This window comes from Ochrobactrum vermis (genome assembly GCF_002975205.1).
Taxonomy (GTDB): Bacteria; Pseudomonadota; Alphaproteobacteria; order Rhizobiales; family Rhizobiaceae; genus Brucella; species Brucella vermis.
This window is the reverse complement of sequence record NZ_PCOC01000002.1, coordinates 1,514,911-1,528,731: the sequence shown is the minus strand read 5'-3', so window position 1 is coordinate 1,528,731 and position 13,821 is coordinate 1,514,911. Positions and strand designations below refer to the sequence as shown.

The window sequence follows — 13,821 nt, the reverse complement described above, 5'->3', positions numbered from 1 at the left end:
GTCCTCCCGTTCGAATGTCGTCATGTCTGATTGCGTGCGGCAGCATCACTGACCGGCGAGGGCGTGAAGTGCCGGATAAAGAGCGTGATAGCGCTGATAGGCTTCCTCATAGGCCGGGAGCAGGGTGGCTTCCGGCTCTATCGTGCGTTCTGTGCGTGGCGGTGTGCAGATTGCGAACGGATCTGCGCCTGTAGCGGCGATGAGACCCAGCCGCGCCGCACCAAATGCGCCGCCGAAGTCGCCTTCCTCCGGCAATGCAATCGGCACATTCAAAGCGGTCGCGATTGCTTTCAGCCAATAAATGGAGCGCGAGCCGCCACCAACTGCGGTGAGTGACTTGATATCTGTGCCAGCCGATTGCAGTGCGGCGAGATTGTCACGGATTGCGAAGGCGACCCCTTCAAGCACTGCTTGAGCCAATGCCCGCTGATCCGATTCATGATCGAGACCGGTGAAAACACCCCGTATCTTCGCATCATTATACGGAGTGCGCTCGCCAGAGAGGTAGGGCAGGAACGTTGCGCTGCCTGGCGCATTCAACGTGTCGCCGAGTCCCTGATCAAGTTCATGGGCCGTTTTGCCGACAAGCCGCGCATACCAGTCGAGCGCGCTTGCCGCGGACAGAATGACGCCCATCTGGTGCCAGGTGTCGGGCAGGGCGTGACAGAAGGCATGAACCGCACTTTCCGGCTTCGGCTGATAGGCGCCGTTTGCGGCGAAGAGCACGCCCGAGGTGCCGAGCGAAACAAAAGCATGGCCGGGTTTGACCGTACCCATGCCGCAGGCCGAGGCCGCATTGTCGCCAGCGCCTCCAGCCACAACGGGCTGACCGGCAATGCCCCATTCTGCGGCCAGTTCGGCCCGCAGCCGCCCGGTTGCGTCTGTACCTTCGGCAAGACGCGGCATCTGGCTCTCGTCGAGGTTCGTCTTGTCCAGAAGTTCGCGCGACCAACGGCGTTCACCGGTATCGAGCCAGCTTGTGCCTGCCGAATCCGACATGTCCGAGACATATTCGCCGGTCAGCCAGAGACGCAGATAGTCTTTCGGCAACAGAACCTTGCGAGTGCGCGCGAAAATATCGGGTTCGTTATTGGCAACCCAGACCAGTTTTGGGGCGGTAAAGCCCGGAAAGACTATATTGCCGGTTATGGTGCGAAATGCCGGATCGGCATCGAGCTGGGCGGCTTCGCGATAGCTGCGGGTGTCGTTCCAGAGGATACAAGGGCGAAGCACCTGGTCCTGTTCATCCAACAGGGTAGCACCGTGCATCTGGCCAGAAAGACCGATGCCGGCAATCGCCGAGAATTCTTTCGGATGGGCAGAGCGCAGGCCATCAATTGCCGTGCGGCAAGCCTTGATCCACTGCGCAGGGTCCTGCTCGCTCCAGCCGGGATGAGGTCGCGAAACGTCCAGCTCGCCATGGGCTGAGCCGATCACTGTCTGCCCGTCATCGATCAACAGCGCCTTGACACCGGATGTTCCTAGATCGAGTCCGAGATACATATTTGCTCCTGTTGGAAAGGCGTTGTCGCCCGCGCGTCAGTCGAAGTGCGGCAGGTTGTCTTTGAGGAAAATTTCGATGCGGATGTGTTCCTGCCCCGGAACGATTGCCAAACGGTCCGCCGATGCTTTCAGAACCCGGATGGCGCTACGGATTTCATGTCCCGCATCCTGCGCCAGCACCGCATGGATGATCCCATCGGTCAACGCTTGCGAGGTCACGTTGTCGCGTTCATGTGCAATGACAAGCGGTCGGTTGGAAGTTTGTTTTACCAATGCCTTCACCAGGCCGCTATTGCCCGCACCAAGGCTATAGATCCCGGCAATGTCACTGCGTTCATCAAGCAGCTTGCCGACAAGTTTTTCCACACGCGGGCCTTCGTCGAAGCCTTCCAGCACGGGCAATATCTCGCGGCCCGGAAAGTCCGCTTTCATGGCCGCTGTAAAACCGTCGAAACGTTCCTGATGGTCGCGGACTTTCAATGAACCGGCGACGACTGCTAGCGCGCCCTCCGTTCCGTTGGCAAAAAGCCCCAAAAGCCGCGCTGCCGTACGCCCAGCCGCACCGTTATCGACGCCGACATAATGCGTCCGTGTGGAATGTCCGAGGTCCGATACAAGCGTGACTGCATGAACGCCTTGTTCGTCCAGTCGGGCGCAGGCCTCTCGCACAGGATTGGTGTCTACTGCCACGAACGCAACGCCATCGGGCTTACGTGTGGCACACTCGTCGAGCGCTGCGACAAGTGCAGATTCATCGAATGCGGGAACAAGCACGATGTTGATTAGAACACGCTCGGCCAATGCCCGTTCGGCTGCGGATTGCAGTTCCGCGCGCAGGCTCAGCATGAAGGTATTTTCATTGTCCGGCAAAATAAAATCGAACTGATAAAGCCTGCCGCGTGCAAGGTTGGCAGCACCCACATCTCGCACGTAGCCGAGCGTGTTCATCGCCGCCGTAACCCGGTCGCGCGTCTTCGCTCTTACACCCGGACGTTCGTTCAGCACACGGTCGACCGTGGCAAGGCTGACACCCGCTGTTCTGGCTATATCATGGACTGTAGGTTTCATCCTCGCTCCTCGACGCGGACCATAAGATCAAAAATGAGGTACGTAAATCAAAAAATGCTTGCTATTCATTTTTCTTCACGTATCAATGTTTTCCGAGGATGGGGCAGTGTGTCTTTTGCACGTTGTCCTGATGGAGTGATCTTGGCGCGTAGCGCCTTTGGGAGGATCAGCCATTCAAGAATAAGCGGCTCTGAAGAGGGCTGTTTTGTTGTGCCGAACTCCGGGGGCGGAATACGTTCGGGGGCGAGGTTTGGTATCAGCCGGTAGCAAGCCGGTGGTGTTTGGAGGAGATTTGCATGAAACGTCGTAATTTTCTGACCGGCGCGCTGGTTGCCGCTGCTTTGGGTATTGGTGCCATGGCGTCAACGCCGGTCTATGCTTCGCCGGAAAATCCGGTCATCGGCTTTTCCATCGACGATCTTCGCGTCGAGCGCTGGGCGCGTGACCGCGATTATTTCATTGAAGCGGCTGAGAAGCTGGGTGCCAAAGTCAATGTGCAGTCGGCTGACGGCAACGAGGAAAAGCAGGTCAAGCAGGTTGAAAACCTGATTGCGCAGGGCGTTGACGCCATCGTCATCGTGCCGATGAACTCGAAGGTTTTCGATGCGGTTGTTGCTGACGCCAAGGCATCCGGAATCAAGGTTCTCTCCTATGATCGTCTGATACTCAATGCCGATATCGATGCCTATATCTCGTTCGACAATGAGCGCGTCGGTTTCATGCAGGCGGAAGCCGTTCTGAAGGCTAAGCCGGAAGGCAACTATTATCTCCTCGGTGGCTCGCCGACGGATAACAACGCCAAGCTGCTTCGTGCCGGGCAGGAAAAGGCCCTCAAGGAAGCCATCGATTCCGGCAAGGTGAAGGTCATCGGCTCGCAATGGGTCAAGGAATGGAGCCCGACAGAAGCACTTTCCATTATGGAAAACGCTCTGACGGCTGCGCAGAACAAGATCGATGCCGTTGTGGCTTCGAATGACGGTACCGCTGGCGGCGCTATCCAGGCGCTTGCTGCGCAGGGACTGGCCGGAAAGACCGCTGTTTCCGGACAGGATAGCGACCTTGCCGCCGTCAAGCGTCTGATCGACGGTACGCAGACCGTGACGGTCTACAAGCCGCTGAAGCTCATCGCGTCGGAAGCCGCCAAGCTGACTGTCCAGATGGTCAAGGGCGAAACGCCTGAATTCAATTCCAAGCTGGATAATGGTGGCAAGCAGGTCGACACGCTTCTGCTGACGCCGACTGCCGTGACCAAGGACAATATCGACATTTATATTCAGGACGGCTTCTACACCAAGGAACAAATTGAAGGGAAGTAAGCCATCCTGACGGGCATCGCCGGGCGTGACGTCGGCGATGGAATGTCAAGAATAGTGGGGCCGGAAGTCTGGAAATCAAAGTCCGGCTTCTGGCCCTACCGAACTGTTGAGACTGCTGCTGACAGCGCTGTCTGTAGCATCACCGCAAGGTCATATGCGATGTCCGAATATCTTCTAGAGATGCGTAATATCGGTAAGGACTTCAACGGCGTGAAAGCGCTTGATGGTATTTACCTGAAGGTGCGCGCGGGCGAGTGTGTTGGTCTGTGCGGCGAGAACGGCGCAGGCAAATCCACGCTGATGAAAGTGCTTTCTGGCGTCTATCCGCATGGCACCTGGACCGGCGAGATTTTCTGGGAAGGACAGGAGCTGAAGGCGGCGGGCATTCGCGATACCGAGGCCGCAGGCATCGTCATCATCCATCAGGAACTGATGATGGTGCCGCATCTGTCGGTCGCGGAGAACATCTTTCTGGGATCGGAGCCGACAAGCGGCGGCTTCATCGATTATGACCAGATGAATGCACGCGCGACGGAACTTCTGGCGCGTCTCAAGATCCACGACATCAACGTTGCGCTCCCGGTCTATCATTATCCGGGCGGCAAGCAGCAGCTCATCGAGATTGCAAAGGCAATCAACAAGAATGCGAAGCTGCTCATTCTGGATGAGCCGACATCCGCGCTGACGGCATCCGAAACGCGTGTCCTTCTCGATCTTATCAAGGACTTCAAGGCACAAGGCATGGCCTGCGTCTACATTTCCCACAAGCTGGATGAAGTGGCGGAAATTTCAGACACGGTGACCGTCATTCGTGACGGAACGCATATCGGTACGAAGCCGATGGCAGAACTCAGCACGCCTGCCATCATCACCATGATGGTGGGTCGCGAGATGAAGAACCTGTTTCCGCGAGAACCACATGATATTGGCGAGGTCATTTTCGAGGCGCGCAACATCAATTGCTGGGATGTGACCAACCCGGATCGCAAGGTGGTCGACAATGTTTCGTTCGCACTTCGGCGGGGGGAAATCCTCGGCATTGCCGGGCTGGTCGGTGCGGGACGGACGGAACTGGTGTCCAGCCTGTTCGGTGTCTGGCCCGGAGCGCATGAGGGCCAGGTCTTTCTGGAAGGCAAAGAACTGAAAATCCGCACACCGCGCGATGCGGTCCGTCAGGGTATCTGCATGGTGCCGGAAGACCGCAAGAAGGATGGCATCCTGCCCATCATGCCGGTGGGCTACAATATGACGGTCTCGGTGCTGGACCGGTTTTCCTTGCGCGGACTGCTGAACAAGGAAGCGGAGCTGGCCACGATCCAGCGCGAAATTCTGCGCCTCAAGGTCAAGACGGCAGACCCGATGCTGGAAATTGCTTCCCTGTCGGGCGGCAACCAGCAGAAAGCGGTGCTTTCGAAAATGATGCTGCCAGACCCCAAGGTGCTCATTCTGGATGAGCCGACACGTGGTGTCGACGTTGGCGCCAAATATGAAATCTACAAATTGATCTTCGCGCTCGCGAAACAGGGCGTTGCTGTGCTGATGGTCTCTTCCGAAATGCCGGAAGTTCTCGGCATCAGCGATCGTGTTCTCGTGATCGGCGAGGGCAGGCTGCGCGGCGATTTCCCCAATGAAAACCTTACCCAGGAGAAGGTGCTTGCTGCCGCAATCGGCAAGCCGATAACCAATGCAGCCTGACCCTCGATTAACTGTTTGTTTTCAAGCATTTTCCGAACGCAAAACCGTTTCACGCCTTTGCTGGAAATGCTCTAATTTGACCGGTGCATGATATGACATTGACGGGCAAAAGCCTTCGAAAGTTTCTGGCGGAATACAAGATCGTCGCTCTGCTGATCGTGGTTGCCCTCATCTGGGCATTGTTTGCGATCCTCACTTACGATCCCGAGATGGGCCGTTCGCAGTTTCTGACCGCGCGCAACTTTTCCAATCTCCTGCGCCAGATGGCCATTACCGGAATGCTCGCATCCGCGATGGTGTTCGTCATTGTTGCCGGTGAAATAGACCTTTCGGTCGGTGCACTTCTGGGGCTTCTGGGCGGTATCGCCGCCGTTCTCGACGTGATTTATGGGTGGCCGTTGTGGGCGACGATCAGTACGGTTCTCGTTCTCGGTGTGGCGCTTGGCGCTTTCAATGGATGGTTGACCGCCTATCTCGGCATACCGTCCTTCATTGTCACGCTCGGCGGCCAACTCGTCTTTCGCGGTATCGTGCTGGGCATTATGGGCGGCGTCACCATCGCGCCGATATCGCCGGGGTTCAAATATATCGGGCAGGGCTATCTTCCGGGCTGGCTTGGCAATCTCTGTGCCATTGCCCTGTTCGGCGTGCTGATCCTGATGACGCTGCGCACGCGGGCAAGCAAGCGCAAGCATAATCTCCAGACGCTTTCATCCGGTATGGAAGTCGGAAGGCTTCTTGGTATCGGAATCCTTATCCTCGGCTTCATCCTGATCCTCAACAGCTATCAGGGCGTACCGGTCCCGGTCCTGATCCTGCTGGTGATCCTTGGTGTCTTCACCGTCATCGCGAAACAAACGGTGTTCGGTCGTCACATCTATGCGGTTGGTTCGAACACCGAAGCGACCCGCTTTTCAGGCGTGAATGTAAACTTCGTCAAGATGGCGGTCTTTGCGCTTATGGGGCTGATGGCGGCAGTAGCTGGCCTGACGACAACCTCGCGCCTCGCGGCAGGAACGCCATCGGCAGGCATGGGCGGCGAACTCGACGCCATTGCCTCCTGCTTCATCGGCGGGACTTCCATGCGTGGCGGTGTCGGCTCGGTGCTCGGTGCACTGGTTGGCGCGCTCATTATGTCGAGCCTCGACAACGGCATGTCCATGCTGGGCGTCGATACGTTCTGGCAGCAGATCATCAAGGGGAGCATTCTTGTTCTGGCCGTCTATCTCGACATTGTTTCGTCCGGTGCGCGGCGCGGATGAGTGAATGAGTATATATTAGACAAATAAAATATGTTGAGCCCTACCATTCAGCTGGCTAAACTGCGGCCATGACGATGCTCAAGGATATAGGCGGTCTGATCGCTCTGACAGCCCGTCTTCTGGCTCGCTTCTGGCCCCAGTTGCTGCTGATCGGCGCACTGGGCTATATTGCGCGCGACCTTCTGCTTGATGCTGCGGTGCGCGCAGGCGGATATTTTCCGCTGGCCGGAATGGTCGTTCTCTCGCTTGTCGTTCTGGTCAAGCTGCTCGTCGTGGTGACGATGTTCGCTACTTTGCGCCCCGGATTGCCAGCCCTTGCCACCTTGCGCCAGACTGCTGCGGGAGGCACGGCATCCTCGCCCGACAATCGCAAGGCCGACCGTATGCTGATGGTGACGGCAGCCGTCATCCTGCCGTTCTTTGCTTATTACGCGGCATGGGGATTTCTCGGCGATACGGTACGCGAATATTCGCGGCTTGCATTCGAGCGAACGGCCTTCGGCGAGAAGATGCAGATATTCGACCTTGTGCGTTCGGGTAGCCTGATCGCAGCAATTCTCGTTTGCTGGCTGATCCGCTGGATTGCCAAACGTGCCAATGAAAGGGTCCATTCGCCGTGGCTTCGTCTGCTGATCGTGGCTGCAGATGCGAGCTGGATCTTCATCGGTCTGTTTGCGCTCGATAAATGGAAGGATGACCTCATTCACTGGATCGGAGCAGGGGCTTTGCTCGACGGTTTCGATGTGAGTGCCGCGTGGTTTTCGATGAGCGCTTACGCAGCCGAAAATTTTGTGCCGGTAGAGTTCCGGCAGCCGAGCTTTTGGGTACAGGCGCAGAATCTGTTCTTCTATGCACTGTTGCCGATGGTCTGGCTGGTGATGGCTGCAATCATTTACGGCTATGATCTGTCAGCCAAGAAAGCGCCGGTTCCGCCGGCCCCATCACGTGGAACAACCTTCCGGAAATGGTTGAGCGATTTCGCAGCACATTATCTGGGCGGTTATCGCAGCCGCTATCGTCCTGTCTGGACTTGCCTGAGACTGGTCGTTGGGGCAGGGCTTGGAACCTTGCTGTCCTTTATCGTTCTCTACCGCGCCACCAACTGGATCGGTGCGTGGATCTGGTACGGTACGACCCATTATCTCGGGCCACACGACATTGAAACATGGCAGCGGATCGGCAATATTCTGGCTATTCTGGTCGGGAGCCCGACAGAGCTCGATGGCGGCATTGTTCTTGATGCCATCCGCATTGCTCTTCTTGCCGCTGCCCTCGAATATGCGTTGGTGAGCCAGAGAAGCAGGGCTACTTCAGAACCAGACGCTCAGGCTGTTCCCCAAGCATAGAGAGCGACAGTGAAAGCTCTCCAACATCTTCGGGGACAAGAAAACTTTCAACGAGATGAATCGGGCCATCGCCATTTTCACTGGCAAGATTGAAGCATTGCGGCTTGTCGGCCGCTTCCGGTTTCAGCTCCTTGATAATGCGCCCGGATAAATACAGTGTCGACCAGTTGCGCCCTTGTTCGTCCATCGCAGTCAGCGAACAGGGCATTGACTGTTTCAACCGATCAGGGTCCTGAATGGCCACTTCGATTTCGGCAAGCACCACATTGGTCTTCGGTAATGTGCCTGGAAACTTGTCCAGTGCGACCAGTTTCCAGTTGCCCCCTGCGTAGGTTTGGATTTCACCTCGTGCAACAATGGTCGGTTCTCGCAGTTTCTGCTCAATCCATCGCAATAGCCCGCCATCGGAATGAACGAAAATGGCAAGCGGCAAGGCGATAGCCAACAAGGCGAGACATATCCAGAAGGATTTCCGCTCGCCTGACGAGATCGCTTTACTCATTGGCTTACCTCCAGTTGCCAGGGCATGATGCGCCCGCCACGCTTGATCGCGACCGACGGACTGACATTGCCCTGTGCAGCCGAATTCATGCTGATCTGCACCTGTTCAGAGAGGGGGACCATCGCCGTTTCGGCGATGAGCAGGGAGCCGCCCGCGATCTGGTCGGGTGGCAACTCGAACACAATCAGCACAGGGCGCGGAATGCCCGGCTCCAGCCGCTCGGAGCCGATTATACCTGATGCATTGCTCAAGCGTTTGCTCATGGCGTAACGGATACCGTTCGGCCCGAGCCATTCGACAGACATGAGATTGAGGCTTTCAAGCTTTGCTTTCGCTGCTGCCTCAATGACGAGCCATTCGCCGTCCGTGTTGTAGGTGCGGGTGCTTGCTATTCCGGGTGTCGTCAGTTGTCGCGTCCGATGAACATTCGCGACGCCGACAGCAAAACGGCTGGTCTCGGCAGGTTTTCCCTGCTGTCCCCTGATCGATACGGGAGACAAAATTTCGCTGTAATAAGGGGTGGAATGCTGCATGCCATAAAGAGCGGCAATGGCCAGACACAACATGACTGCACTTTTGAGCCAGCCCATCATCCGTCACCCTCGGTAGATGGCATTTGAACAGGCAATTGGATGACGGCGACAGGATCCCGATCAAGCCATGACGAGGCCCCATAGAGATTATCGCGCTTCTTATAGATTTCACTACCGATGAGGAGACGCACTTCCTGTGGCGGGGGCGTACCTTGCGGCCATTCCCAAGCTGCAGTCAGCTTTTCCGGCATGCCCGGATTGATCGGGCTCGCAATCCATTTGTCCCGAACAATATAGAAGGTCGGATCGGTCAGGGCCGGATTTTGTGGATCGAGGGTCAGGAGTTTTCGCGATGCATAGGCTGAAGATGCCGAACGATTGTCCAGATTGAGATCAACCATGAGATAGTTTTTGGGCTCGTAAGGTTTTACGCCGGTTGGCGGAACAGAGCCAAAGCGCGCGCCGGTCACAGCCACATACCAGCGTCCGGTGTCGACCGTCTCGCCTGTGCTTACTTCCCGCACGGTGTTGGGATTAGCCGCTTCATAGATTGCTGTTGCATAGGAAAACACGCTTGCGGCGGCCGTGCCGATACCCGCAATGATGATGGCAGCCAGTCGCTGCCGAAAGCTTCGACGCTGTTCGTCCGCCATGACACCTCCCTCTGTGCTGGCGATTCAAACGACAATCCAAGCCCCCGGCTTCTATAGCACGTCAATGTTCCATCGTCATCTTTCAGCTTAACCTGTGTTAATTCTCCTCGACGAACACCTCGTCGCGCTTCTTGCGCACCGATGGAAGCAGCACGACCACGAGAACCGCAGCAGCCAGAGCAAGCAGACTGGCGCTGATCGGCCGAGTGACGAACGTCGCCGGATCACCGCGAGACAGGATCATGGCGCGACGCAGATGCTCTTCCAGCAACGGACCGAGAACGAAACCCAGCAGCAAGGGAGCAGGTTCGCAACGCAGTTTGGCCAACAGGTAGCCGATGAAACCGAAGAAGGCGACCGCGAAGAGATCGTAGACATTGGAGTTGACGCTATAAACACCGATTGAACAGAACGTCATGATAATCGGGAACAGCACATAGTAAGGCACTGTAAGGAGCTTCACCCATAGGCCGATCAGCGGCAGATTCAGGATGATAAGCATGAGATTGCCGATCCACATCGAGGCGATCACACCCCAGAATAATGCAGGCTGTTCCGTTGCCACATTCGGGCCCGGCACGATGCCCTGAATGATCATGGCACCGATCATCAAAGCCATGACCGGATTGGCAGGAATGCCGAGCGTCAGCATGGGAATGAAGGATGTCTGCGCTCCCGCATTGTTGGCGGATTCCGGCCCTGCGACACCTGCAATCGCGCCCTTGCCGAATTCCTCCGGTGTTTTGGAAATGCGCTTTTCCACTGTGTAGGACGCGAAGGATGCGAGGATGGCACCGCCGCCGGGCAAAATGCCAAGGGCTGAGCCGATGGCAGTTCCGCGCAGGATCGGCGCGGTCATGCGTTTGAAATCATCTCGCGTCGGCATCAGTCCCGTGACTTTCGCCATCAGCACTTCGCGCGAATGCTCGCTTTCAAGGTTGCGCAGAATTTCGGCGATGCCGAACACACCGACTGCAACGGCGACGAAATTGAGACCGTCCGCATATTCCGTGATGCCGAGCGTGAAACGTGGTGTGCCGGTATAGATATCGGTTCCGACAATGCCGAGCAGAAGTCCCAGAACAACCATCGCCAGAGCCTTGACGATCGAACCGTGTGCCAATGCAACGGAGGATACGAGCCCGACGACCATCAAAGAGAAATACTCGGCCGAGCCGAATTTCAGGGCAATTTCCGTGAGCGGGGGAGCAAAGATTGCAACCAGAAAGGTGGAGACGGTACCGGCAAAAAACGAACCGATTGCCGCGATTGCAAGTGCTGCACCGGCGCGTCCGCGACGTGCCATCTGATAGCCGTCGATGGCTGTTACGGCGGACGAGGATTCTCCCGGCATGTTGATGAGAATTGCGGTCGTCGAGCCGCCATACTGGGCACCATAGTAGATACCCGCGAGCATGATCAGAGCAGAGACGGGGTCACCAATCTGGAACGTGATCGGCAGAAGCATGGCGATGGTCGCGGTCGCGCCGATGCCCGGCAGGACGCCGATCAATGTGCCGAGCAACACGCCGATCAGGCAGAAGCCGAGATTTGCGAGCGTTGATGCGGTTGAGAAACCAAGTGCAAGATTGCTGAAAAGATCCATATCCGCGCTCCCTAGAATGGCCACCAGGGCCCGAAACGCTGATATGGCAGCGCGAGCGCATAGCTGAAAACAACGACGGAGAAAACGGTAACTGCAGCAGCCAGAACAAGCGCTGCAAGCGGCTTCATACGCATCGAGGCGAAGGAGGCGATGAGACAGGTGAGGAACAGTGACGGTACGAAGCCGAGGCCGCGCACTGTCAGGCCGAAGAATATCGGGGCTGGCAGAATGAAGAACAGGCCGCGCCACGCGATCGGGCCTATCGGCTCGCCGGAGACACGGGTTGCCTGTACAAGGATGACCAGTCCAAGCAGGATCAGGACGCCGGACAGGACAAGCGGGAAGTATCCCGGTCCCATCCGCAGCGAGGTGCCGAGGTCCAGACCCAGTGATTGATAAGCGAAAAAAGCGCCGGTCAATGTGAGAAGTGCACCGCACAATCCGTTGGTCGGATCTATTTTGAATTTACTGGAGGGCTCATTCATGGGCCAATCGTCTTTCGGATTTGCCGTTGAAAGGGCTATGCCGGTGGTCTGGCAAATGAGGTCAGTCGCGTATTCCGTCGGCTGTGGCGTTTGCAAGCAGCTGACGGGAAAGCAATCAGAGCATGCCGGATGACGCACCCTGATTGCTTGTTATGCGATCAGTCGGCGTATTGTCCGGCGGCCTCGATAATCGGTTTCCAACGTGCAATTTCCGATTCCAGCTTGGCTTTCAGCGCCGCCGGTGTCGCGTCAGCTTCCGATGAAGGCGTTGTTCCGAGTTCGGCAAAACGGGCAACCACGTTCTGGTCTTTCAGCGCAACCTGAAGCGACTTCGACAGACGTTCGGTGATTTCCGCCGGGGTTCCCTTGGGCGCGTAGATGCCGTGCCAGATACCCACTTCCATGCCGTCCAGACCGGCTTCCTTCGTTGTCGGAAGGTCTTTCAGCACGTCCAGGCGTTCGGGCGAGGTGACAGCATAAGCCTTGATCGTGCCGGCCTGAATCTGCTTGGTCGTATTGGTGGTCTGGTCGCACATGATATCGACCTGGCCACCGAGAAGGTCTGTCATAGCCGGGCCGGTTCCCTTGTATGGAACTGTGACAAGCGGAGTTTCAATCGCGCTCATGAACAGCATGCCACAAAGGTGCGAGGCCGCGCCGATACCGGCATTGGCGACTGTCACGGTATCCTTGTTTGCCTTGGCATAGTCGATCAGCCCCTTGAGATCGGTCGGCTCGAGGTCCTTGCGGGCAACGATGGTCATCGGAACCTCTGTGACGAGGCCGACATACTCGAATGCATTCAGCGTGTCGTATGCGAGCTTGCGATAAAGTGTGGCGCTTGTCGCCATGCCGATATGGTGAAGCAATAGCGTATAGCCATCCGGATCGGCGGATGCGACGCGCCCTGCGCCCAGCGTTCCGCCGGCGCCACCGACATTTTCGACAATAACCTGTTGTCCGAGATCCTTGGACATGGATTCCGCAACAAGCCGCGTTACGGTGTCGGTAGGCCCACCCGCTGCGAAAGGCACGACCATGGTGATCGTCCGTTCCGGATAATTTTGTGCCTGTGCGGTGAAAGCGGCGGTGGAAACAGCAAGTGTCGTCGCCAGAGCGGCGATAAGTTTCATCATAGCGTCCTCCCAGACTATGTTGCGACGGGCAAGCCCGTATTCTGAATTGCATTCCCCACACCTCTTCGGGCGCTTCGGGCATTATTATCCAGTCGCTTACAAAGCGCCTAGACACCGAATTCCCTCTTGAATCGGCATGGTTATCCAGCGCTCTTTAAAAAGAATGTAGATGCATCCCGGCGGATTGCCAATGCCTGAGCTTCAATGAAAACGTTTATACTACCAAAGTCTGGGTAGCCCATTGGTCGCGCTGGAGGTGCACGTCAAATCACCATCTGAAAGGCCACATTCCTACTGGGGCCACTAGTAGATATGGGTGTCGATCCAGAGCTTCACTAACAGTATGTTGATCTGGATATATTTCTATTCTGTGAAGTATTTTCGTCATTTGTTGTTTTAGCTAGAGATAAATCGGAAATCTTGCTAGATGCGAAGCGCATTTATGAGAATTCGATTTGGAGAGGAATAATATGAAGAAGTATCTTCTAAGCGCGTTGTTCGTTGTTCTGGCAACCCCATCCTTCGCCTGCACGGCTGAGGAAGTCCAGGCAAAGGCTATGGAAGTCGCCACGAAAATGCAGGAAGTTGCTGCTGCCAATCCGCAGAAAGCTCAGGAAATCGCTCAGAAAATGAGTGGCGCCCAGACGCAGGCAACGAGCGATCTTGAAGGCGCTTGCAAGGTCTATGACGACCTGCTCGCCGATCTCAACTCGTAA

The 13,821-nt window shown here is 56.6% G+C and carries 13 protein-coding genes; 5 read left to right on the top strand and 8 right to left on the bottom strand.

Annotation, left to right across the window (positions count from 1 at the left end):
• Positions 1-45 precede the first annotated feature (45 nt).
• The gene (gene xylB / locus CQZ93_RS21385) at positions 46-1,503 is read right to left on the bottom strand and encodes a xylulokinase (protein WP_105544551.1); all 1,458 of its coding nucleotides are present in this window, start codon (positions 1,501-1,503) and stop codon (positions 46-48) included.
• Positions 1,504-1,539: 36 nt separating this feature from the next.
• The gene (locus CQZ93_RS21380) at positions 1,540-2,571 is read right to left on the bottom strand and encodes a LacI family DNA-binding transcriptional regulator (protein ID WP_105544550.1); all 1,032 of its coding nucleotides are present in this window, start codon (positions 2,569-2,571) and stop codon (positions 1,540-1,542) included.
• 296 nt (positions 2,572-2,867) lie between these two features.
• Between CQZ93_RS21380 and xylF the strand changes: the two genes are divergently transcribed.
• From xylF to CQZ93_RS21360, 4 genes are all read left to right on the top strand, one after another.
• Positions 2,868-3,887: a D-xylose ABC transporter substrate-binding protein gene (xylF, locus tag CQZ93_RS21375; protein WP_105544549.1), complete on the top strand. Its 1,020-nt coding sequence runs from the start codon at positions 2,868-2,870 to the stop codon at positions 3,885-3,887.
• 159 nt (positions 3,888-4,046) lie between these two features.
• Complete coding sequence (locus tag CQZ93_RS21370) at positions 4,047-5,582, top strand: xylose ABC transporter ATP-binding protein (protein ID WP_105544548.1); 1,536 nt, start codon at positions 4,047-4,049, stop codon at positions 5,580-5,582.
• Positions 5,583-5,674: 92 nt separating this feature from the next.
• Positions 5,675-6,844: a sugar ABC transporter permease gene (locus CQZ93_RS21365; protein WP_105544547.1), complete on the top strand. Its 1,170-nt coding sequence runs from the start codon at positions 5,675-5,677 to the stop codon at positions 6,842-6,844.
• A 68-nt stretch (positions 6,845-6,912) separates the two neighbouring features.
• Entirely contained in the window at positions 6,913-8,190 is a 1,278-nt protein-coding gene (locus tag CQZ93_RS21360; protein WP_105544546.1) for a hypothetical protein, read from the top strand.
• Here CQZ93_RS21360 and CQZ93_RS21355 read toward each other — a convergent pair.
• From CQZ93_RS21355 to CQZ93_RS21330, 6 genes are all read right to left on the bottom strand, one after another.
• Positions 8,150-8,692, bottom strand: a complete 543-nt coding sequence (locus CQZ93_RS21355; RefSeq protein ID WP_105544545.1) for a hypothetical protein — start codon at positions 8,690-8,692, stop codon at positions 8,150-8,152. The two genes, CQZ93_RS21360 and CQZ93_RS21355, sit on opposite strands and share 41 nt — an antisense overlap.
• A complete protein-coding gene (locus tag CQZ93_RS21350; RefSeq protein WP_422616113.1) occupies positions 8,689-9,282 on the bottom strand; it encodes a hypothetical protein in 594 nt (197 codons plus the stop codon). Before CQZ93_RS21350 ends, CQZ93_RS21355 begins: the two co-directional genes overlap by 4 nt.
• The gene (locus CQZ93_RS21345; protein ID WP_105544543.1) at positions 9,282-9,878 is read right to left on the bottom strand and encodes a hypothetical protein; all 597 of its coding nucleotides are present in this window, start codon (positions 9,876-9,878) and stop codon (positions 9,282-9,284) included. The genes CQZ93_RS21350 and CQZ93_RS21345 overlap by 1 nt, the downstream gene beginning before the upstream one ends.
• A gap of 97 nt (positions 9,879-9,975) precedes the next feature.
• Positions 9,976-11,484 carry a tripartite tricarboxylate transporter permease gene (locus tag CQZ93_RS21340; RefSeq protein WP_105544542.1) on the bottom strand — a complete coding sequence of 503 codons (1,509 nt, stop codon included), beginning with the start codon at positions 11,482-11,484 and terminating at the stop codon, positions 9,976-9,978.
• 11 nt (positions 11,485-11,495) lie between these two features.
• Complete coding sequence (locus CQZ93_RS21335) at positions 11,496-11,969, bottom strand: tripartite tricarboxylate transporter TctB family protein (protein WP_105544541.1); 474 nt, start codon at positions 11,967-11,969, stop codon at positions 11,496-11,498.
• Between the two features lie 158 nt (positions 11,970-12,127).
• Positions 12,128-13,105 (bottom strand): tripartite tricarboxylate transporter substrate-binding protein, encoded by a 978-nt coding sequence (locus CQZ93_RS21330; RefSeq protein WP_105544540.1) that lies wholly within the window; start codon positions 13,103-13,105, stop codon positions 12,128-12,130.
• Between the two features lie 470 nt (positions 13,106-13,575).
• Here CQZ93_RS21330 and CQZ93_RS21325 point away from each other — a divergent pair, with 470 nt between their 5' ends.
• A complete protein-coding gene (locus tag CQZ93_RS21325; RefSeq protein ID WP_105544539.1) occupies positions 13,576-13,821 on the top strand; it encodes a hypothetical protein in 246 nt (81 codons plus the stop codon).

What these genes read in the sequence shown, in the direction of transcription:
- CQZ93_RS21380 (WP_105544550.1), bottom strand. Translation starts at nt 2,571, where the DNA reads ATGAAACCTACAGTCCATGATATAGCCAGAACAGCGGGTGTCAGCCTT.
- CQZ93_RS21350 (WP_422616113.1), bottom strand. Translation starts at nt 9,282, where the DNA reads ATGGGCTGGCTCAAAAGTGCAGTCATGTTGTGTCTGGCCATTGCCGCT.
- CQZ93_RS21325 (WP_105544539.1), top strand. Translation starts at nt 13,576, where the DNA reads ATGAAGAAGTATCTTCTAAGCGCGTTGTTCGTTGTTCTGGCAACCCCA.
- CQZ93_RS21335 (WP_105544541.1), bottom strand. Translation starts at nt 11,969, where the DNA reads ATGAATGAGCCCTCCAGTAAATTCAAAATAGATCCGACCAACGGATTG.
- CQZ93_RS21330 (WP_105544540.1), bottom strand. Translation starts at nt 13,105, where the DNA reads ATGATGAAACTTATCGCCGCTCTGGCGACGACACTTGCTGTTTCCACC.
- CQZ93_RS21360 (WP_105544546.1), top strand. Translation starts at nt 6,913, where the DNA reads ATGACGATGCTCAAGGATATAGGCGGTCTGATCGCTCTGACAGCCCGT.
- CQZ93_RS21345 (WP_105544543.1), bottom strand. Translation starts at nt 9,878, where the DNA reads ATGGCGGACGAACAGCGTCGAAGCTTTCGGCAGCGACTGGCTGCCATC.
- xylF (WP_105544549.1), top strand. Translation starts at nt 2,868, where the DNA reads ATGAAACGTCGTAATTTTCTGACCGGCGCGCTGGTTGCCGCTGCTTTG.
- CQZ93_RS21340 (WP_105544542.1), bottom strand. Translation starts at nt 11,484, where the DNA reads ATGGATCTTTTCAGCAATCTTGCACTTGGTTTCTCAACCGCATCAACG.
- CQZ93_RS21370 (WP_105544548.1), top strand. Translation starts at nt 4,047, where the DNA reads ATGTCCGAATATCTTCTAGAGATGCGTAATATCGGTAAGGACTTCAAC.
- xylB (WP_105544551.1), bottom strand. Translation starts at nt 1,503, where the DNA reads ATGTATCTCGGACTCGATCTAGGAACATCCGGTGTCAAGGCGCTGTTG.
- CQZ93_RS21365 (WP_105544547.1), top strand. Translation starts at nt 5,675, where the DNA reads ATGACATTGACGGGCAAAAGCCTTCGAAAGTTTCTGGCGGAATACAAG.
- CQZ93_RS21355 (WP_105544545.1), bottom strand. Translation starts at nt 8,692, where the DNA reads ATGAGTAAAGCGATCTCGTCAGGCGAGCGGAAATCCTTCTGGATATGT.